The organism is Coleofasciculus sp. D1-CHI-01, assembly GCF_040218875.1.
Lineage (GTDB): Bacteria > Cyanobacteriota > Cyanobacteriia > Cyanobacteriales > Coleofasciculaceae > Coleofasciculus.
The window spans coordinates 1-20,031 of the sequence record NZ_JAVJQP010000016.1 but is presented as its reverse complement, the minus strand read 5'-3'; the positions used below and the strand labels follow the sequence as shown (position 1 = coordinate 20,031).

Here is a 20,031-nt window from a genome sequence, read left to right as displayed (position 1 = left end):
ATGATAAAAAAAGCTAAAGTCACGCAGCAGTCGGTGTGCAGTGCGTTAAAATCTATCGCAAGTGAAACAATAACACCATGCTAGCCTGATCTTGTCGCTCTCCCCAAAATAAGCTGTCATGCATTTAAATTGGGTATTAGTAGCGAGCAAGATGCTTGATGTAGCGAGCAAGATGCTTGATGTAGCGAGCAAGATGCTTGATGTAGCGAGCAAGATGCTTGATGTAGCGAGCAAGATGCTCGCACTACGGCAAGGATTGCGCCATTATTGATATTTCAGGTTTAAATGCCGAACAGCTTATAGCTTTAGCCATTGAGTCTACTATGAACAGTATCACGATTCAAAACTTTGATGATGACCTGAAAAATCGCCTCCAAAAGCGAGCTGAATATTCGGGACGTTCTCTTGAAGAAGAAGCTAAAGAAATCCTCCGCGCTGTATTAACAGAACAAGTTCATAAACCCTTGAGTTTAGCTTTGGCTATCGAGCGACGTTTTGCCCATTTTGGCGATTTTAAACTGCCAATGATTCCTAGGGAACCCTTACGCGAACCCCCTAATTTTGAAGAGTTACATGATAGTCCTTGATACAAATGTTGTGTCTGAACTGATGCATCCGAAAGGCTCATTAGTGGTTCGTCAATGGGTAGCCGCACAACCCATAACAAATCTTTTTACCACAACCATCACTGAAGCTGAAATTCTTTATGGCATTGCTTTGTTACCTTCTGGCAAACGCCAAACTGAACTCAACCAAGCTGCTCAATTGATGTTTGCTGAAGATTTTGCCGGACGTATTTTACCATTTGATGAAACAGCCGCGATCGCTTTTGCTAGAATTGCTGCTGAAAGAAGACGAATGGGGAAACCCATCTCCCAAGCTGATGCTCAAATAGCCAGTATTTGTTACACTTGCCAAGCTACTCTTGCTACTCGTAATGTTTCTGATTTTGAAGGATGTGGGATTGCAATTGTTAATCCTTGGGAATCTGACTGAACTGAACACAGGTAATATAGATAACGAAGGATGAGGAGTATAGCGGTTTGACGCCTTCAAGGGCGGGATAGGAGCCTTTACAGGTGTTTATCCGCGACGAAATAAGAAAAAAAGCTAAAGCTACACTGAGATTTCTATCTCAGGGATGAGAATGGATCTGACAGAGTTAGTAGTTTTTACTTATAACTACGATGGCTGCGCCTTTAAGCTTACAGGGTTGTCTGCTGATACTCCCCCTAGTTTGGCTCATGACAGGGAGTGGGTTCAGGGCTACCGCTAATCCTGATCATGTTTTCACCTCAGCGACTGGGTTAGGGGAGGTGGAAGCACAGAATCTGATTGGTCAAGTGGGGCAGACATCAGAACTAGATTCTGAGGATGAACAAGTCCTCCTATGTCCAGGAGTTGAATCTTCAAATGGTAATCAAGAAGGTTCAGAAGATATCCTGATTGACTTTCCGTATCCAAACGCTCCCATTCAAAAAGTCAAAATTGTAGGAAGTACGGTTTTTAGTGCTGAGGATATTAAGGAGGAGATTGAGAGGAGTGATGAAATTAATCAACGCATTCAGAAGCTTGAAGGACGGAGTTTGACCTGGGACGATGAAGAAGAGTTGATCGCGCTTGCCATAGGTGTAAAAAATGCGATTTCTGACCTCTACATTAAAGAAGGATACATCACTTCACAGGCTGAGTCACCTACTCCCACACCTGATAATGGCGTGATAGGGATTCAGGTCATCGAAGGCAGTTTAGCAGAAATTCAAATCAAAGGGACGCGGAATCTAACTTCTTATATTTGCGATCGCATTCAACTCGGAGCAGGTACTCCTGTCAACACCGCCAAACTCGAAGATCAACTCAGGCTATTGAGGAACAATCCCCTTATAGACAACATAGAAGCTAACTTACAGCCTACGGGAAAGCGAAACCAGAGCATTCTCAGTGTTTTGGTCACCTTGACAGATCCCTTTGAAGCCAACATCAGTGTGGACAATTACTCGCCACCCAGCGTGGGTTCGGAGCGATTGGGTGTGAGGTTACGCCATCGCAATTTAACTGACATCGGAGATGAAATTTACTTGTACAGCTCATCGACAGCGACAGGTGGAACCGAGGCGTTTGAGTTGTCCTACCGACTTCCGCTCAACCCCATGAATGGGACACTCCAGTTGAGAGTAGCACCGAACCAAAATGAAGTGACTCTATCGGAATTTGAAGAGTTCGATATTCGGGGTGAAACAGAACTCTATGAAATCAGTTATCGTCAGCCCTTGGTGAGATCAATCCGTGAAGAATTTGCACTTTCTGTGGGCTTTACTTACCAGAATGGTCAGACGTTTATTTTTGACCAACTCCCTACCCCCTTTGGTATTGGTCCCGATGAAGATGGGATCAGTCGTACTAGCGTAATTCAGTTTGGTCAAGAATACCTGCGTCGCGATCCTCAAGGAGCATGGTTGCTGCGATCGCACCCCCGTTACCATCGGGAGTCACAGATAAGATGTCTCCAGAACTCGTATCAATAGAACCATTCGTGCTGGTGAGAGAAATCTGACCCCCATTGCCGCTACCATTAACACCAACCGACGCATCTATACTGTCATTCGCTGTGTCAGTAACGCCTGCTGAGATATTCCCTGATGCTTGCAACGTTACAGAACCAGCATTCCCTGTATTCACACTGGTATCAATACTGTCAAACACAATCCCACCAGTCGTCGCCGTTAACTCGACCGAACCACCTGCTGTAGTTAGGCGTGAATTAATCTGAATATCTCGACCCGCCTCAAAGCGAATCGTCTCACCAAACGTCTGATTCGTGAAATTCAAATTCGTCCCAGCCTGGGCAATAATATCTTGCTGCGCTTGTAGGAGAATATTACCCGTCAAAGCTGTCAACGCTGTGTCATCAATTTGAAAATCAACCCCATTTCCACCATCATTGAACAGAATTTGTTCATCTGGGACAATCTCACCATTATCATCAGCCACCCCATCATTTGGCTCAATAATAATATCTCTAGGGTCGAGTAAAATAGTCCCATCTTGACCATTTGCCGCCGACACATCAACGCTACCACTAAAGGCTAATGCGTCTTTTCCAGACACTTCAACAAAACCACCATCCCCAGAATCACTCCCCCCACCAGCGCTAATATTGCCATTAAATCCAGTAGCTTCATCCGCCCAAACAATCACCTGTCCCCCATTCCCTTCAACCAGCGCATCCGCATTAATCCTGGAATCGGCACTAACAACCGTCCGCAACGCATTCGGAATGGTACCCTGACCTTGATAATCCCCTCCAACTCTCACCAATCCACCGCCGCTTGTACCCGAAGCATTCACCGTAGCCCCAAATACACCAACGCGCTGACCTAAAATATTCACCTCACCGCCAACTTTGCCCACGCCTGAATTAGAGACATCCAGCGTACCCGACGCGATCGCACTTCCTTCAGTTGTTGGTATCCTTGTCCCAGACTCCCCTAACTGCACCGTACCATCCGCATTTGCTGTTAATCCCGTCTCCATACCCGTCGCCCCAACCGTCAGCAAATCCGGTAAATCCTGTGCGGTAAACGATAACAGTTGTCCATCCACTGTTCGAGGCGCTTCAATCTCCAAACTCAACAAATGTCCCGACTGACGAATCCGGACTCGATTTTTCCCCGGTACAGCCGCGATCGTAATGGTTCCTCCCGGCGCCCGGATTTCTCCCGTATTGACCACAGTACCACCCAGCAGGGTTAAGGTTTGACCTTCTAGCACCTCCAAGTTGCCCGCATTAATAATACTTCCCGGTTGCATCGAATCAAACGCAAACTGACTCGGTGTACCACTTAAATTCGAGTAGTCATTCTCACCAAACCCATTGAACCAATACCCATTCTCAAAACCCACACCCGTCGCCGTTGTCAGCGTAAACGCCGCCGGAACATTAATTTGAGCCTCTGAACCCAGCACCCAACCCGCCGGATTCATCAACACTAAATTAGAGTTACCCCCCATAACCTGAATTAACCCATTAATCTGGGAGGCATCACCGCCAACAACTCGCCCGATGATATGCTGAATCGTAGGATTGGATAAAAAATTGGCAATCTGACCCGAATCTAAGCCAAACTGCTCAAAACTGTGGAACAGATTTGCCCCATCTCCTGAAAACGTGCCACCGTGGATATCGAAGCGGTTTCCATCCGGTGTTACCATCGTCCCCGTGCCATCGGCTGCTGGCGTAATGGATTGAGCATAGGTTGAGGAAGTTGAGGAAGGAGTGAGCATTCCTGCCAACAAGAGAAGCAGAAAAATCCAAACCGGGCGAAGTTTAGGATAGGGCATGGTTCAATCACCTTTTACGCTCTCTAAGGAAAAGTTTCCCCCATAAACTGACTTTTTTTGCCAAACGACCAAAAATCTTAACAAATCCTGCGTCTTCTTCTCTAGAGGCATCATTGTAGAGATGTTCCATGGAACGTCTCTACATAAATCATCTGTTCTAACAGCTATATCGCTACCCATTTCCAATTTTAATGCGTAATAGTTTAGCCGAGGTAATGGTGTGTTACGCTACGCTAACACACGATGGCGGCGTGGCACACCTTATTTGATGAATTAAAATTATGCCCAGAAACTGTAGGGGCGCATGGCGTGCGCCCGATTCAATGGTGAAATCTATCCCACAATTTTAGCTGTGTCAGTCCACTACAAATAAAGGCTGTGCGTCCATCCTATTTAGTTCTGAAATTCCCCGCGTGTGGTATCTTGATTGTGGTAACCTCCCCACAGCCGGACAAATTTTCCTGGGCAGTTCTTTGGAAACTGACTCGGAGTTCTATAATTTTGGGAGATTGGGATATGCTAGGTTGCCATCTCTGATGCTTCTGTGGGGTTGGGGTGAGGTAGGACTGGAAGGCATGGACAAGGTCTTAGGTCAGGATGGCAGTACCGCACAGATCACAATAAATCAATATGAAAATTAAAAAACTAGAGTATTACGATAACGAATACCAATGGAAGCTTGAACCAGTAGATTTTTGGCAGAATTTTAATCTTTTTGTCGGTGTATCTGGTGTTGGTAAGACAAGAATATTAAGCGCTATAAATAGCTTAAAAAAGATAGCTAATGGTGCGTCTTTTAATGGAGTGCGGTGGAATACTTGTTTTTTGAGCAATGATGATTGTGAATATCATTGGAGTGGAGAATTTGAGACAAAAAAAAGCACAACACCTATTGATAGTGATTCAGCGGAAAAGGAACCAGTTAAAATAATTCGTGAAACCTTAAAGTGCAATCAAAAAACTATTGTTAAAAGAATACAAGAAGAAATCATATTCCATGGGCAAAAAACCCCGAAATTATCTCCTTATGAAAGTATTATTGAGTTGCTAAAACAAGAAGATAGCATCATTCCCGTCAAAGAAGAACTAGATAAAATTATACTAGCTGATTCAGGGAGTGGTTTTGATAAAACAATGCTTCTACCAGTATCTATAGTTAAGAAACACGAAAATTCTTCATTGCTGTCTCTAAAGGAAAGTGATTTGCCTATTCTCATTAAAATAGCTATTCTTTATAGAATATTCCCTAAAGAATTTGAAAAAATCAAGAAAACTTTCGCAATAATTTTTCCCAATGTTGCAGATATAAAAGTAGAATCTCTAAAAGATGAGGATATTCCTATTGCATTATCCCAGTTATTGAAAGAAGCGACTACTGTTAGCATTAAAGAAAAAGGAGTTCAAAACTGGATTAAAAATATTTCATCCGGAATGTTTAAAACTTTAATGTACATCAGCCAATTATATTTATCTCCTGACAATTGTGTTATTCTAATTGATGAATTTGAAAATAGCCTAGGTGTTAATTGTCTTGATAGCGTTACCGATCTGATCTTGGACAATCAAGGATCACAATTTATTGTTACCAGTCATCATCCTTATGTAATTAATAATATTAGTCCTGCTTATTGGAAAATAGTGACTCGTCAAGGAAGTCTGGTAACTGTTAAAAATGCCAAAGATTTTCATATTTCCGAATCTAGGCAAAAAGCTTTTATTGATTTAATTAATGTGCTTGAGGATGATGAATATTTAGACGATTAAAAATGAATATTTATTTTTTAGTAGAAGGTAAAAGTACAGAAAAAAAGATTTATCCTAAATGGCTTGAATATCTTCTTCCTGAATTAATACGAGTCAAATATCATGACCAAGTTCAAAAAAATAATTATTATTTGATAAGTGCAAAAGGTTATCCTGCTATTTTATATGATGCACTTGATAATGCAATTGACAAAATTAAAGAAACAAACAATTATGATTATTTAGAGCAATTACAGAAAAGCTCCAGCATCAAATAAATTAACAAAAGCGCCAGTTAACTTTCCACGTCCGTATCAATTTCCACGTCGAGAGTTTCTTCATCAATCCGGACATACAAAATATTCGGTTGACAACAAACTTGGCAATCCTCAACATACGATTGCTGAGAGCCTGCACTAATATCAATAAACGTGACATTGGCTTCGCCACAGTAGGCACAACTGTATTCGGCTGTATTTTCCATTATGACGACTGATAACTTATAGATAAGTTAGGGGTGAGATAGGGCGGGTTTTGTTGTTCGGTTATTGGTGAACATCGAAATTTAGTGGCTAAACCCGCCCCTACCATTGATCTATGACTGATGATTGCGTTCCCAAAGTTGATGGAGGATTTGGACATGAACATCACGAGTAATCGGATAAAAATAGCTAAAAACCAAACCGCAAAGTAATATCAATGTCGGTAACGGACCAATAATCATCCGGATGGCAAACAACGCCGACTCCGGTTGTACAGGATTAGGTTCTCCCGCCACACTGGAAATAAACCCAGCCCAGTCGAGTATTTTTCCCACTAAAAAGAGAGCAATCGCAAAACCCATTTTCTGAAACAATACCATAAATCCATAGAAAATCCCCTCCCGTCGTTGTCCACTACGAACGGTTTATGGCACTAAAGTGCCTACTACGAACGGAACGAACGCGATCGCCTGATCAATACGTCTGACAATTTTGCTTCCCCTGACATCCCAGAGGATAGGCTGAATTGTAGGTATGCGATCGCTTACCTCCCACACGCTGAAGACGCCAGTAACGCTCAGTAGCCTTTAGAGACTGCGGTTGTGCCTAGCATAAGAATCCTCATCTAGAAACTTTGATTTAGATGGGGTGTGTTCAAACTCCTAAGCTTTCCACAGGTTATACTGATCTATTGTTGCTGCCTTAGTAATTTAACTCAGGACAGCATAACAGAGTCTTCTGTTGATGTTAAAACGAGAGTTAAAAACTACTAATCGTAAGGATTTATGACTATTTTGGATTCTAAAGGTCGTCTTTTTGGTAAAATCAGCATTCTTGATCTAGGGGCTGCCTTGGTCATTTTATTAGTGATTGTGGGAATCTTTTTCATTCCAGGTACAGGTTCCGTCGCCCAGATACCTGGAAGCAGTGCCGAAAAATCTGTTCAAGTTGATTTGATTGTTCGCGGGTTGAGCGTGCGTAAGCCAGAGGATTTGATGTCTCAATTTAGAGAAGAAAAGAAAACAAATATCGTTATTCGCAATCAACCCTCTGGTCAGGTAGACATCATATCGGTACAAGAATTGCCAAGACTGGTTATTGTACCTCAACCCGATGGCTCGGCTAAAGCACTACCCGATCCCAGACCTGACACCTTTAGCACTGATATACTAATGACCCTCGGTGGTCAAGCCACTATTACCGATGATGGTCCGGTTCTGGGAAATAGCAAGCTTAAAATTGGAACCCCTGTGGAATTAGAGGGTAAGGATTACAATTTCAACGCTAGCGTGATTGATGTCAGGGTTGAGTAAACTACCCGCCGCTAAGTCGGAGTACCGACTCTAGCGGGGGCTTTTAAAGAAGCCCAGAGTTTACCAGGCTGAGTGTTAATTCACTACGTTACGAAAGTCAAGATACCTAAGAATGCGTAGCCAGTTTTTAGCTCTATCGTTTGCGATTAAACAGACATATCGGGTTGAAGTCAGTGTCGTAAACCCAAAAAGCTTTCGTAACATTGCCAAGGCTAACATTACCCGCAAGGAGACTCAAGCTTTGAGTAAAGTTTTCGTTTTAGACACCAACAAGCAACCTCTCAACCCCATCCATTCAGGTAGGGCAAGAATGCTGTTATCTCAAGGGAAAGCCGCTGTATTTCGGCGCTACCCTTTCACCGTGATACTGAACAAGGAGGTGGTCAACCCAAAAGTAGAATCGCTTCGAGTCAAAATCGACCCAGGCGCGAAAACTACAGGACTAGGATTAGTCAACGACAGTACTGGTGAGGTTGTTTGGGCTGCCCAGTTACAACACCGAGGGTTTCAAATTCGGGATGCTTTAACGTCACGCCGCCAGTTAAGACGCTCACGCCGTAACCGCAAAACTCGTTACCGCAAGTCACGTTTTCTGAACCGTACTCGCCCTGAAGGATGGTTGCCACCATCGTTAAACAGTCGAGTCGCCAACATCTTGACTTGGGTTAATCGCCTATCATCCATATCTCAAATTACTGCCATATCTCAAGAATTGGTCAGGTTTGACACTCAGCAGATGGAAGACGCTGAAATTAGCGGAATAGGCTATCAACAAGGCACACTATTCGGTTACGAAATCCGTGAGTTTTTGCTCGAAAAGTGGAACAGAACCTGTGCCTACTGTGGCGAAAAAGACACCCAACTTGAGATTGAGCATATAAATGCCCGCTCAAAAGGGGGTTCCAACCGAATCAGTAACTTGTGCCTAGCCTGTACCTCTTGTAATCAGAAAAAGGGCAACCAGGATATTAAGGATTTCCTCAAGGGTAAACCTGACCTGCTCAAATGCATCCTGTCTCAAGCTAAAAGACCTTTGGCTGACACAGCAGCAGTCAACGCAACCCGATGGAATCTGTACTATAACCTCAAAAAAACGGGTTTACCTGTCGAAGTTGGCACGGGTGGTCGCACCAAGTACAACCGAACCATCCGAGGTTTAGACAAAACTCATTACTGGGACGCGGCCTGTGTTGGAGCTTCAACCCCAGAGCAGTTAATCACATCAGAAGTTAAACCTCTATTGATTGCTGCTAAAGGTCACGGAACCCGTCAGCAGTGCCGTACTGACAGGTTCGGGTTTCCTAGTCGTTATTGCAAGAGAACAAAATTTCACAAAGGTTTTCAGACGGGTGACATCGTTAAAGCTGTTGTCACTTCTGGCAAAAAGATTGGAACTTACGTTGGGCGGGTAGCCACTCGTGCTACTGGAAGTTTCAATATTTCCACAACAGATGGACTGGTTCAAGGAATCAGTCATAAATACTGCTTGCCACTTCACAAAAAGGATGGGTATTCATACATACAGTGATTTGAAAAATTTAGGGGTATTGAACCCCATAAATTTTTCCTCGTTTCCTCCCGCCGCTAAAACTTTGGCGGTACTCGCTTCGCTTGTCCTAATCCGCCTCGTTTATAGCGGGGGTCTCCACGAGGAGGAAAGATGAAAGGGAACAGGGAATAGGGAGCATGTAGAGACGTAGCATGCTACGTCTGGGAGCTGGGGGAGATAATGACAAAAGACTAATGACAAAGGACTAATCTGCAATTCTGTCCTCAGACTTTAGCATTTTCAAATACTTTCGGATTAAACCAATCGTCACGGCTGGTAATTCAAGCTGAGGAGTCAATCCAACATCCTCCAGGGTTTGAAAGACTTGAACGGCTTTCGGATTGAGATCCGCCAGTCGTTTGCCGATTTCTGGGCTGGTAAATTCCGATTTTTGTCCCCAGATAATTGCTGTGGGAGTGGTCAGTTGAGTAATGTACAGGGATAAGTCAAAGCACAAGTCTCCCCGCACAAACGACAGCGCTGCATATTCAGCATTGGGTTGTTGAGCTGAGGCTAAATAAGCATCCACAATTTCTGAGTAAATTCGGCTGGAACGAGCAAATTGCCGACTTTCCAAGAAACTGCGGATACCGCCTGCAGTGGCGACGCCAGTGCTGTAGAGGACGCGATCCAGAATCGGTGTGCTGATTAACTGAGCAAAAAAGCTACGTGTGTAGTCTTCCCCGAAATCAGAGAGTCCTGATGGAGTGGTGAGAATCAAAGACTTAAACAGTTCAGGACGTGCGATCGCGGCTCGGATTGTCAAAGCGGCGGTTAGAGACGAAGCAACCACTGGTGTTCCTTGAGGACAGGTTTGCTCTAGGAACTCATTAATCGTGGTGATGTAGTCATCAATCTGATAATTGCGTTCAGGATGCTCTGAACGACCCCAACCAATGAGGTCAGGGGCTAAAATCCGATACTCACTGGCAAATGCCGGATAGACCTTTGACCACTCATAGGCTGATGACCCGCCCCCAAAGCCATGCAAAAACACTAATGTTGGTCGTTCTTCTGGCTCAGGGGTTTCTGGGGTTTGCCACGGCATGTCGTCAGCCGTGTAGTATGTCATGCGTCCCAGTGAGGTCACTAAGGAGTGCTGTTTAAAACCGTTGGGTTCAATCATATCTCAACCTTATCGCTATTGCTATCATCCCTGATTCTAGGGTCGAGAGCCTCTGACTTTAAGTTGATTCCCTTAATCCGGAATCTTAGGTCAACGTGAGTCAATCTTTGAGAAAAGCGTTAAAATCATAAATTTTGAACTGAGGGAACTTTTCTCAATATTATTTCATCGGAGGATTTTATGTGAGTGGACGTTTACACACAAAAGGGTACAAACTCATATCAGTAATCATCTAAAAAACACTTGTAGCTTTGAGTGAGACGGTTCCAGGGAGCATCATTGCGGCTGAGTTTCAATTTGAGCATAACCCGCCAGTAAACGTGATTTGCAAGCAGAGCGGAGATATCTGGTGATTTTGAGAGCAGGAGATTTGAGCGGTGTTTGAAACCTAAAACTTGACATTTTTTCTAGGCTTATAGAGTTATAAGCTTTCTGGTGTTCGATCTCATCAATTTATTTATTTGTTGTTTAAGATCTGTTATAACAATGCAATGCAATTTAGAGTTACAGGAAATTATAGAGGATAACTTCATCAAGTCGCAAGCGGCGATCGCTTCTCCTGCCTGGGATATAGCTGAATATGAGTCGAGTTTACTCGTGATAAGACCGAAGAGTGTCTGCCTTAATTTGGAAGCTTTAACCTGTTTTGAAGTGGTAGAGCATCAATTTCACCAGTTGGGAGTGACATTTAAAAACGCGATCGCTCTACAGCCCTCAAACCCTGCCTATCCTCCCCGCTCTGGTACAATCGTACTCATGGCGGCACCTAAAAGCGGTTGGCTAGAAGCAACATTTTTGCAGCCGATTGCTTGGTTCTGCTGCTACGTCACCAGTTCCCAGCGAACGATCATGTCTGCTTACGACTCCCAGGGTATGCTTATTGATCAAGTGACGACTCAACCCAATTTAGCTGGATCAGATTCATCTACACCTCCCAATACCCAGCTACAGATTAATGCGCCGAATATCTCTCGCATTACATTCTATGCCTTTGACGGTCAACTCACCCTTGATGACTTAAGTTTTGAGTGTTGAGTGTTGAGTGTTGAGTGTTGACCCTTCACAACCTTCTAGAGCATGGCGCGCGAGTTTTGAGTGTGTAGGGGCGGGTTTCACTATTATCGTTTCTTAACTCACCCGGATGTGACTAAACCCGCCCTGACTGAGTGTTGAGTGTTGACCCAACGCTAGACTTAAGGGCTTGATCTTGAGGCAGAGTTCGCCTATCTTCCCCAGCTCCCCCAGCTCCCCCAGCTCCCCCAGCTCCCCCAGCTCCCCCAGCTCCCCCAGCTCCCCCAGCTCCCCCAGCTCCCCCAGCTCCCCCAGCTCCCCCAGCTCCCCCAGCTCCCCCAGCTCCCCCTCCTACCCTATGCAGTTTGCCCCACTCTATCCCCTTTTATACCCAATTCTCAAAACAACCTTTCCCCATTGCCTTTGGTCAGGTTCACCCCAGTCGCGAACTATTGCGCTCACGTTTGATGATGGTCCTCACCCTCAGTACACCCCCCATCTTCTGCAAGTCCTAGAGCGCTACGATATTAAAGCCAGCTTTTTCTGGTTAGGTACTTGCGTCAAATCGGCACCAAAGGTTGCCCGTGAGGTCTACGCCCAAGGTCATTGGATTGGATTGCACGGCTATCATCATCACTCTTTCCCCTTGCTGACACCAGATACGCTCAAGCAAAGTTTAGAAAAAACCCAAGCCACAATTACCCAAGCTTGTGGACTGAACTGCGATCGCCTGCGGGATGTTCGCCCCCCGAATGGTTTGTTTACTCCCCAAACTCTCAGATTATTACACCAATGGCATTACCGACCTGTGATGTGGAGTGTTGTACCAGAAGACTGGGTACGTCCTGGGACTTCAGTCGTTGTCCGGCGAGTCCTACAGCAAGTACAGAATGGATCACTCCTGGTCTTGCATGATGGTTACTGTGGAGGAGAAGATGTTACCCAAACGACAGCGGTGTTAATCCCAATCCTACTGAATCAAGGATTTAACTTTGTGACCATTGACCAACTCTGGCAACTCAAATAATGCCTTCTGACTGCGAACTCAGTTCTCGTTAGCGCTATCTGTAGAGTGGCATCAGCCAAAAACTGGCATTATTTCAACTATATATAGAGTTAAATGAGTTAGATCTCCCCTCTACTGTCTCCCCTCTGCCTTGTCTCCATCTCCGACGGTCAGTTTACACAAGATGACACAAGCGTTACGTATTGTAACCATCTCGGCGAATTTTATTCAGATTTTAAACACAACTACTCCTATTGTGTGCTAAAACAAATGTTTTACACACCATCGAGCCTTCGAGACTTATGCATTACCTCTACCCTCAAAAAATTTGTTGCATGTACGCTGAACTTCGCTAACGTAGTCAAAGAAGAAGAATCCTCTCAATACAGAACATTTGTACTAAAACAGGGTGTTTCATGAACTCTAGAGAAACTAAGGCTCTTGAAGTGTCAGCTAACTTCATTAAAATGGCTGATCACATTTCAGCGATTTGTCCGGGACGAACCAGTCGAGTCCCAGAGTACATTAAAGAAGGATTGACATAACCGGGAGACATCAAGCAGACGGATTCAGTTTCGATGGCTTTCCCCAGCGTAATAGTAAAGCTTACGACTCTATTGGCGTACTTTCATCAAGTGAAACATAGTCCCTCAATTCATCTAGCCATGCAAATCGAGGAAAGACAATCTATAATGGTTTCATTCTTTAGGCAAATATTCATTTCGATTTCGCGCAAAAGCTCTTAACCGCTGAAGATTATCAGCCAATCTAAGTTGCCCAAAAGCGCGAACAAGTTTTTTGAATTAAAGCTAGAATCAAAAAGTCTCAACAGCCGCCAGGATGAAAAATTACTTTACCCGGCGTTCATATCCCTATTGAGTTAAGAGGAATAAATTTCATCTGAGTTTCTCAGGCTCAACAATTCAATAACCGATTAGAATGCAAAAGTAAGATGAAATCGCTGGCTAAACTTTTAAGTAGATTATTAGACATCTACTGGTCTTTAACTGAAGGAGCATGAGGAAAAAGGCATGACCCAGGCACACGACGTACTTGCAACAATTTCTCAGCCTCAAAGCGAGTTTGAATTCTTGCTGGAGGATGACGCCACTCAAAATGATATGGCGGACGGGAACTCGGAAGCCGTTCAACCCGAACCGGGGGAGGAAGATAGTAAGCCTGGTAAGGTGCGTTCTACCCGCCGTCGCACACAAGCGAAAAAGAAGCACTATACCGAAGATTCCATTCGCCTCTACCTACAAGAAATTGGTCGAATTAGGCTATTACGGGCTGATGAAGAAATTGAATTGGCGCGTAAAATTGCTGACTTATTGGAATTAGAACGGATTCGCGATCGCTTATATGATCAGCTCGAGCGAGAACCGAAGGAAGGAGAATGGGCGAGTTCAGTCAACATGGAACTTCCCGCCTTTCGCAAACGCCTTTTCCTGGGTCGGCGGGCAAAAGAGAAAATGGTGCAGTCTAACCTGCGTCTAGTTGTGTCCATTGCCAAGAAATATATGAATCGGGGTCTGTCGTTTCAAGACCTGATTCAAGAAGGATCTTTAGGACTGATCCGGGCGGCGGAAAAGTTCGACCACGAGAAAGGATACAAATTCTCCACCTACGCGACATGGTGGATTCGACAAGCCATCACTCGTGCGATCGCGGATCAATCCCGTACCATTCGCCTCCCCGTTCACCTCTACGAAACCATCTCCCGGATCAAAAAGACCACCAAAATCCTCTCCCAAGAATTGGGTCGCAAACCCACGGAAGAAGAAATTGCCGATCGCATGGAAATGACCATCGAGAAGCTGCGATTTATTGCCAAATCTGCCCAACTTCCCATCTCCCTGGAAACACCAATTGGTAAAGAAGAAGACTCTCGCCTGGGTGACTTCATCGAAGCCGATGGTGAAACGCCAGAAGACCAAGTATCCAAAAATCTGCTGCGGGAAGACTTAGAAAGCGTCCTGGATACCTTAAGCCCCCGCGAACGAGACGTTCTCCGGTTGCGCTATGGGTTAGATGACGGACGCATGAAAACCCTAGAAGAAATCGGTCAAATTTTCAACGTGACCCGCGAACGCATTCGCCAAATCGAGGCAAAAGCCTTGCGTAAACTACGCCATCCTAATCGCAACAGTATTCTCAAGGAGTATATCCGCTAGGAATACACAAGAAAGCTGGGGTTCAGGGAATGAACACCCAGCTATTCTTTACCCATTGCTTAAAACTGTATGATGCCGTATTACATTAGCCCCCAGAAATGTAACACGCCTTGACCCGAAATATATTCCGTAATCAACGCGGCAACAAAACCAATCATCGCTAAACGACCATTCCAATTCTCCGCGTTCGCCGTGAACCCAAATTTGGCTTCTTTTTGCTGTTGCTCGTCCATAACTTCGTTGTTTTGGTTACATTATGTAAATTAATGTAACGAATTGTTGGCAAAATGACAAGAATTGGGTCAAGGTGACGGAAAGATAGGTGAATATTATGTCCGGAATACTAAGAAATATTACTCATTAACGTTAACGAACGACCCCGGAAAATAAATTTTATATCAAGTTTGATTAAGGGATGTCTATCACCGCAACTCAACTGCCCGCTCGACTCGACTATTATTACCAGCAGATTCGGATTATTCTCGATCGCCAAAATCCAATTACCGGATTATTACCTGCCAGTACAGCAGTGAATGCCCATGGTGACTACACCGATGCCTGGGTCAGGGATAACGTGTACAGCATTTTGGCAGTTTGGGGATTAGCCTTAGCGTACCGCAAACTCGACGCCGATAGTGGGCGCACCTTTGAACTGGAACAAAGCGTGGTCAAACTGATGCGGGGGCTGCTGTTTTGTATGATGCGGCAAGCCGCCAAAGTGGAACAGTTCAAAGACAACCAATCTCTGCTAGACGCACTACACGCCAAGTACGATACCAGCACTGGTGATGTAGTGGTGGGGGATGATGAGTGGGGTCATTTGCAGCTCGATGCTACCTCCCTATTCCTGTTGATGCTGGCTCAGATGACCGCATCAGGGTTACACATTGTTTACACCATTGCTGAAGTGCATTTCATTCAGAATCTGGTGTATTACATTGGTCGTACCTATCGGACACCGGATTACGGAATTTGGGAACGAGGAAATAAAGTTAATCACGGGAATCCGGAACTCAACGCCAGTTCCGTCGGTATGGCAAAAGCCGCATTAGAGGCGATTAACGGGCTAGATTTATTTGGCGTGCGGGGATCTCAAGCCTCCGTGATTCATGTCCTTCCCGATGAAATTGCGCGATCGCGGATTACGTTAGAATCCCTATTACCACGGGAATCGAGTTCCAAAGAAACCGATGCGGCGCTGTTAAGTGTCATCGGGTTTCCGGCATTTGCCATCGAAGACGTGGAACTGCTGGAGAGAACTCGTCAGAAAATAGTCGATAAATTACAGGGATTATACGGATGTAAGCGGTTCCTGCGAGATGGACATCAAACCGTACTCGAAGATACCACCCGCTTGCATTATGAACCCTGGGAACTGCAACAATTTGAACATATTGAATGCGAGTGGCCCCTATTTTTTACCTACTTAGCCCTAGATGGCTGGTTTCGGGGAGACGTTGAACGGGCGCGGAATTATCTGGGGCGTTTGGATACATTGCTGGTTGAGCGAGATGGGATGCGCTTATTACCGGAAGTGTATTACGTACCCGAAGACAAAATTGAAGCCGAACGCGCTTCTCCCCGTTCCCAAAATCGCAAACCCAATGAAAATTTGCCCCTTGTCTGGGCGCAGAGTTTGTATCTGTTTGCCCAAATGCTTCATGACGAATTAATTACGCGGGGAGATGTTGACCCCTTAGGGCGTCATTTTTGCGTAGGGCGTCATCAAGATCCGGTGGTACAAATTGCGCTGTTGGCAGAGGATGAAGCATTACAGGCGCAACTGGCTGCTTATGGGATTGCCACCCAGACCCCCAAACAAGTTGATCCGGTGCAAGTGCGTCAGGCAACGGATTTATCCCGATTGTATGCCCAAATTGGACGGTGTGATTCCTTGGGATTAACTGGACGCCCGATTCGACGTCTGCGGAGTTTAACCACCTCTCGCATTTTTCGCTTCGGGAAAGAAACGATTGTATTTTTGCCGGCGTTTTTAGACCAGCAACAGTTTTATTTAACCCTGGATTATCATTTCCTGGTGGCTCAAATTAAAAGTGAACTGACGTATATTCAACGCCATTGGGGTGAGTTGGGACGTCCAACGGTGACATTGTTATTAAGGCATCAGATGGTGCAGACGGCAGAAGAAACCAGTCATCCGGGACAAGAGCAACTTCAGGGTTCCGCTTTACTGGAGTTAATCCAAGAATTGCAAGAGGGATTCTGTAATGGGGTGCGGGTCAAGTTAGGGCGTTTAAATCAGTTAATGCTCACAGCAGGCGTTGAACGCATTGATACGCTGCAAGGGTTTAAGTTTAGCGACTCTGCGGTTCAAGATGCAGCACCGCCTGAGTATTACCTGAGGAATCATCCGCTAAACAATGGTCCGTTAAGTCATACGCAGGAATTCTTACTGGAATGCGAAACGAATCTGCAACTCTTGCTGGATAGTTTGCGGCATTCAGAAAATTTTTATGAGCAAATTGAATTATTACGCACTCTGAAAAACTTGCGGGGACTGGATTTTGATACAGGATTTGGTCAACCTCAACGAGTGGTGACGGTGGCGGATTTGCTGAATGAAGTGTATACCAGAGCCAGTAGTGAAGGAGCATCTCCCTACTGGGGTGTGATTCGTCAAGCGGCGGGGTTACTGAATAAAGTCGAAATTAGTTTGTCAGATGCGGTAACGGATATTTTGGTGCGCGGGAAACAGATTACTGTTGGGAAAGCCTACAGTGAGGCTTCTCTAATTAAAAACCCAATGTCTCATCTGGAACTCCGGGCAAAGATTGACGAATTTTGTCGAGAAGATATTCGCGATCGCGTTTTAACTCAGGAAATCCTGATTTACTTGAGTATTTTGATTAAATCTGAACCGCATCTGGTTGATGGCTTACTCACGTTGCGGGTTGGGTATTTAATTCTACTGTTGACGAGTGAATTAGCGGCTGAATTAGGCGTGACTCAGGATGAAGCTTATGAAGCATTGATGCGCTTAAGTCCCTTTGACATCAAAATGCGATTGCGTTCCTGTTTGGCGGGGTATGAAGGGGTTAACCAAAAATTACGCCAACAAGAATCGCTGCATGTTAAACAACCGCAATATGCGATTAATTGGGTGATCTTGCCAGAGGAGCAAATCTATATCGACGAAGACATAACCACGGCGGGAAATTGGCTGAGAAAACGGCAAATGGATGGCAGTGCAGGTCGGGTTCCGAAAGACTTTTACCCGAAAGTCTGGCAAGTGATGAAACATTGTAAGGGTTTGGTAATTGGTGATAAATTAGAGCGCCGCAATCGACTTGATAGTCAACCTTTGCTCTCAGAAATGACCCCTGGAGAAAAGAATTTTGCTCTGCGGGTTGAGCATTTACTCAATAAAATTCAAGTTCCCACCTATCGACAGGTGAATATTGAGGCACTTGTGGAATTAGCCGCGATATTGGAAGGAAATCCAGAGTTGGAAATTGAAGAATACATTGTCCTGGATGTGTTAATTGGTCATGCTGTACGTTTAGGCTGGTTGGAGCGATATCCAGAACGAGCCGATAAGTATGACGAATATAAGGCAGCCGCTTGGCGTGCTTTTTATGATATGTCTCCGAAACAATGTGCGGCTTATGTTGCTAAGGCGTTCCAATTTTTGGCGCAAGTCGAACCTGCTAATGTTGCTTAATTTTGTCATTTGTCATTTGTTAGACAAGAGGGAAGGGGGAATAGGGTTAGATAGACTGTAGGGGCGGGTTTCACTATTATCGTTTTTTACCTCACCCAGATTTCGCTAAACCCGCCCCGATTAAGTGTTGTGTAGAGGCTGGTTTTTTCTTGAGCCTCTGTCGGTAGAGGAACTAGAATGGTCAGATAATGGGTGTAGGTATAGGAGTATGCAACTTAAATGGAATGTCACTGAATTGAGATTTTGTCGTAAGCGATGCGAGTGCTTCTGGCACTGAAGTGCCTACTACGAACTCTCTCAATCCTCTAGTTTTAACACCGCCGCGTGATGGCGAATGTGGTCTTCAACAAACGAGGAAATGAAATAATAACTGTGATTATACCCTTCCTGGAAGCGTAATGTTAAAGGAACCCCAGCTTTTTCACAAGCTTGGGCAAAGATACCGGGAAGCAATTGCTGCTTTTCTAAAAAAGGATCGGCTGTTCCTTGATCAATGAGAATTGGGCGCTTATATCCCACAGTTAAAGCTAATTTGCTAGCATCATAGATGCCCCAGCTTTCTTCATCCTCACCCAAATAATTTGTAAATGCTTTTTGTCCCCAAGGACATTGTGTTGGTGCAGCAATGGGAGCTAACGCAGAAACAGATGTATATTGCTCAGGGTTTCTTAAAGCACAAATCAGCGCCCCATGACCCCCCATGGAATGACCAAAAATCCCCTGATGATCAATTTGAGCCGGGAAATGTTGGGCAATAATTGCTGGCAATTCCTCAACGACATAGCTATACATTTGATAATGTTCTGACCAGGGTTCTACTGTCGCATCGACGTAAAAACCCGCGCCTGTACCGAAATCCCAGTCGTCATTTTCTCCCGGAATTCCCGTATCACGGGGACTGGTATCCGGTGTCACCAGCATTAATCCGTACTTCGCCGCAAACTTCTGCGCCCCAGCTTTTGCCATGAAATTTTCTTCAGTACAGGTTAAGCCCGAAAGGAAATAAAGAACCGGGACTCGTTCAGATTTGGCTTGAGGCGGTTGGTAGACAGCAAACCGCATTTTACTGTTGCAGGTTTGAGAGTGATGGGAGTAAAAGCCAACTGTACCACCGAAGCATCGATTTTGTGAGATAATTTTGGGGGCTGTGGACATAAATTAATTGTGTAGTGAGCAGCAGTAGATGTGGCTTTTTAAGTCGGCTGTTTTGATACCTGACGCACAACTCATACCCGCAAGAAGGCTAATAGTCGCTATTGATCCGATAAAGCATGAAGCAAGCGTCAGTCCTGTTTTATTCTCCCACAGACAGGGGAACATCGTCTGCTTTAGATTAGTGATTATTATGAATCACTGCTCAGGGGATCAAGTTGTCACAGGTTGAGAAAACTGCTCCCCTATGCCTTTGTCGGGACGGCTAAATCGGAGTATTATCTGCGGGATGAAGCGGGATGGTTACCGAATGGTTCGAGAATGCCAGAGGCATACCAGAATTGGCAGAAAATCGCCCTAGCTGCGAATGGGTTATTGGAGGCTTATAAGCAACGCTCTGTGGTGTTTCTCGGCGCGATCGCACCCGCTTTAAGTCTTGAACCCCTACAAGA

Annotated in this window: 15 protein-coding genes and 3 pseudogenes; 12 read left to right on the top strand and 6 right to left on the bottom strand. The window is 44.9% G+C overall.

The annotated features are described in order from the left end of the window. Positions 1-323: 323 nt before the first annotated feature. The 3 genes and pseudogenes from RIB93_RS02920 to RIB93_RS02910 all read left to right on the top strand — a co-directional run. Positions 324-587, top strand: a complete 264-nt coding sequence (locus RIB93_RS02920) for a FitA-like ribbon-helix-helix domain-containing protein (RefSeq protein ID WP_446370127.1) — start codon at positions 324-326, stop codon at positions 585-587. Next, entirely contained in the window at positions 574-996 is a 423-nt protein-coding gene (locus RIB93_RS02915) for a PIN domain-containing protein (RefSeq protein ID WP_446370125.1), read from the top strand. The genes RIB93_RS02920 and RIB93_RS02915 overlap by 14 nt, the downstream gene beginning before the upstream one ends. Before the next feature lie 191 nt (positions 997-1,187). Further along, positions 1,188-2,339 (top strand): annotated as a pseudogene (locus tag RIB93_RS02910) (ShlB/FhaC/HecB family hemolysin secretion/activation protein); the annotation flags it as partial. A gap of 61 nt (positions 2,340-2,400) precedes the next feature. Here the strand turns inward: RIB93_RS02910 and RIB93_RS02905 are convergent. Beyond that, entirely contained in the window at positions 2,401-4,341 is a 1,941-nt protein-coding gene (locus RIB93_RS02905) for a two-partner secretion domain-containing protein (protein WP_446370123.1), read from the bottom strand. Between the two features lie 630 nt (positions 4,342-4,971). Here RIB93_RS02905 and RIB93_RS02900 point away from each other — a divergent pair. Both RIB93_RS02900 and RIB93_RS02895 read left to right on the top strand, forming a co-directional pair. Continuing rightward, complete coding sequence (locus tag RIB93_RS02900; protein WP_446370121.1) at positions 4,972-6,105, top strand: AAA family ATPase; 1,134 nt, start codon at positions 4,972-4,974, stop codon at positions 6,103-6,105. A 2-nt stretch (positions 6,106-6,107) separates the two neighbouring features. Further along, positions 6,108-6,362: a hypothetical protein gene (locus RIB93_RS02895; protein WP_446370119.1), complete on the top strand. Its 255-nt coding sequence runs from the start codon at positions 6,108-6,110 to the stop codon at positions 6,360-6,362. Positions 6,363-6,379: 17 nt separating this feature from the next. Here RIB93_RS02895 and RIB93_RS02890 read toward each other — a convergent pair whose 3' ends face one another. Continuing rightward, positions 6,380-6,568 carry a CPXCG motif-containing cysteine-rich protein gene (locus tag RIB93_RS02890; protein WP_006104692.1) on the bottom strand — a complete coding sequence of 63 codons (189 nt, stop codon included), beginning with the start codon at positions 6,566-6,568 and terminating at the stop codon, positions 6,380-6,382. Positions 6,569-6,679: 111 nt separating this feature from the next. Beyond that, a pseudogene (locus RIB93_RS02885) lies at positions 6,680-6,988 on the bottom strand (MFS transporter); the annotation flags it as partial. A gap of 363 nt (positions 6,989-7,351) precedes the next feature. On the opposite strand from RIB93_RS02885, the gene RIB93_RS02880 reads away from it, so the two are divergent. Both RIB93_RS02880 and iscB read left to right on the top strand, forming a co-directional pair. Continuing rightward, positions 7,352-7,879: a DUF4330 domain-containing protein gene (locus RIB93_RS02880; RefSeq protein WP_446370117.1), complete on the top strand. Its 528-nt coding sequence runs from the start codon at positions 7,352-7,354 to the stop codon at positions 7,877-7,879. A 241-nt stretch (positions 7,880-8,120) separates the two neighbouring features. Then, a complete protein-coding gene (gene iscB, locus RIB93_RS02875) occupies positions 8,121-9,407 on the top strand; it encodes an RNA-guided endonuclease IscB (RefSeq protein ID WP_446370147.1) in 1,287 nt (428 codons plus the stop codon). Positions 9,408-9,633: 226 nt separating this feature from the next. Here the strand turns inward: iscB and RIB93_RS02870 are convergent, their stop codons facing one another. Then, the gene (locus RIB93_RS02870) at positions 9,634-10,554 is read right to left on the bottom strand and encodes an alpha/beta fold hydrolase (RefSeq protein WP_446370115.1); all 921 of its coding nucleotides are present in this window, start codon (positions 10,552-10,554) and stop codon (positions 9,634-9,636) included. 486 nt (positions 10,555-11,040) lie between these two features. Here RIB93_RS02870 and RIB93_RS02865 point away from each other — a divergent pair, with 486 nt between their 5' ends. The 3 genes from RIB93_RS02865 to rpoD all read left to right on the top strand — a co-directional run bounded on the left by RIB93_RS02865 (position 11,041) and on the right by rpoD (position 14,745). Continuing rightward, positions 11,041-11,589, top strand: a complete 549-nt coding sequence (locus tag RIB93_RS02865) for a hypothetical protein (protein ID WP_446370113.1) — start codon at positions 11,041-11,043, stop codon at positions 11,587-11,589. A 334-nt stretch (positions 11,590-11,923) separates the two neighbouring features. After that, positions 11,924-12,592, top strand: a complete 669-nt coding sequence (locus RIB93_RS02860; RefSeq protein WP_446370111.1) for a polysaccharide deacetylase family protein — start codon at positions 11,924-11,926, stop codon at positions 12,590-12,592. A 1,010-nt stretch (positions 12,593-13,602) separates the two neighbouring features. After that, positions 13,603-14,745 carry an RNA polymerase sigma factor RpoD gene (gene rpoD / locus RIB93_RS02855; protein WP_446370109.1) on the top strand — a complete coding sequence of 381 codons (1,143 nt, stop codon included), beginning with the start codon at positions 13,603-13,605 and terminating at the stop codon, positions 14,743-14,745. A gap of 80 nt (positions 14,746-14,825) precedes the next feature. Here the strand turns inward: rpoD and RIB93_RS02850 are convergent, their stop codons facing one another. After that, positions 14,826-14,978 (bottom strand): chlorophyll a/b-binding protein, encoded by a 153-nt coding sequence (locus RIB93_RS02850; protein ID WP_446370107.1) that lies wholly within the window; start codon positions 14,976-14,978, stop codon positions 14,826-14,828. Between the two features lie 182 nt (positions 14,979-15,160). Between RIB93_RS02850 and RIB93_RS02845 the strand changes: the two genes are divergently transcribed. After that, positions 15,161-18,427, top strand: coding sequence for a glycoside hydrolase family 15 protein (locus RIB93_RS02845; protein WP_446370105.1), 3,267 nt, complete (start codon positions 15,161-15,163; stop codon positions 18,425-18,427). Between the two features lie 297 nt (positions 18,428-18,724). Here the strand turns inward: RIB93_RS02845 and fghA are convergent, their stop codons facing one another. Next, positions 18,725-19,582, bottom strand: coding sequence for an S-formylglutathione hydrolase (fghA, locus tag RIB93_RS02840; protein WP_446370103.1), 858 nt, complete (start codon positions 19,580-19,582; stop codon positions 18,725-18,727). Between the two features lie 225 nt (positions 19,583-19,807). Between fghA and RIB93_RS02835 the strand changes: the two are divergent. Further along, positions 19,808-20,031, top strand: a pseudogene (locus RIB93_RS02835) (hypothetical protein); the annotation flags it as partial.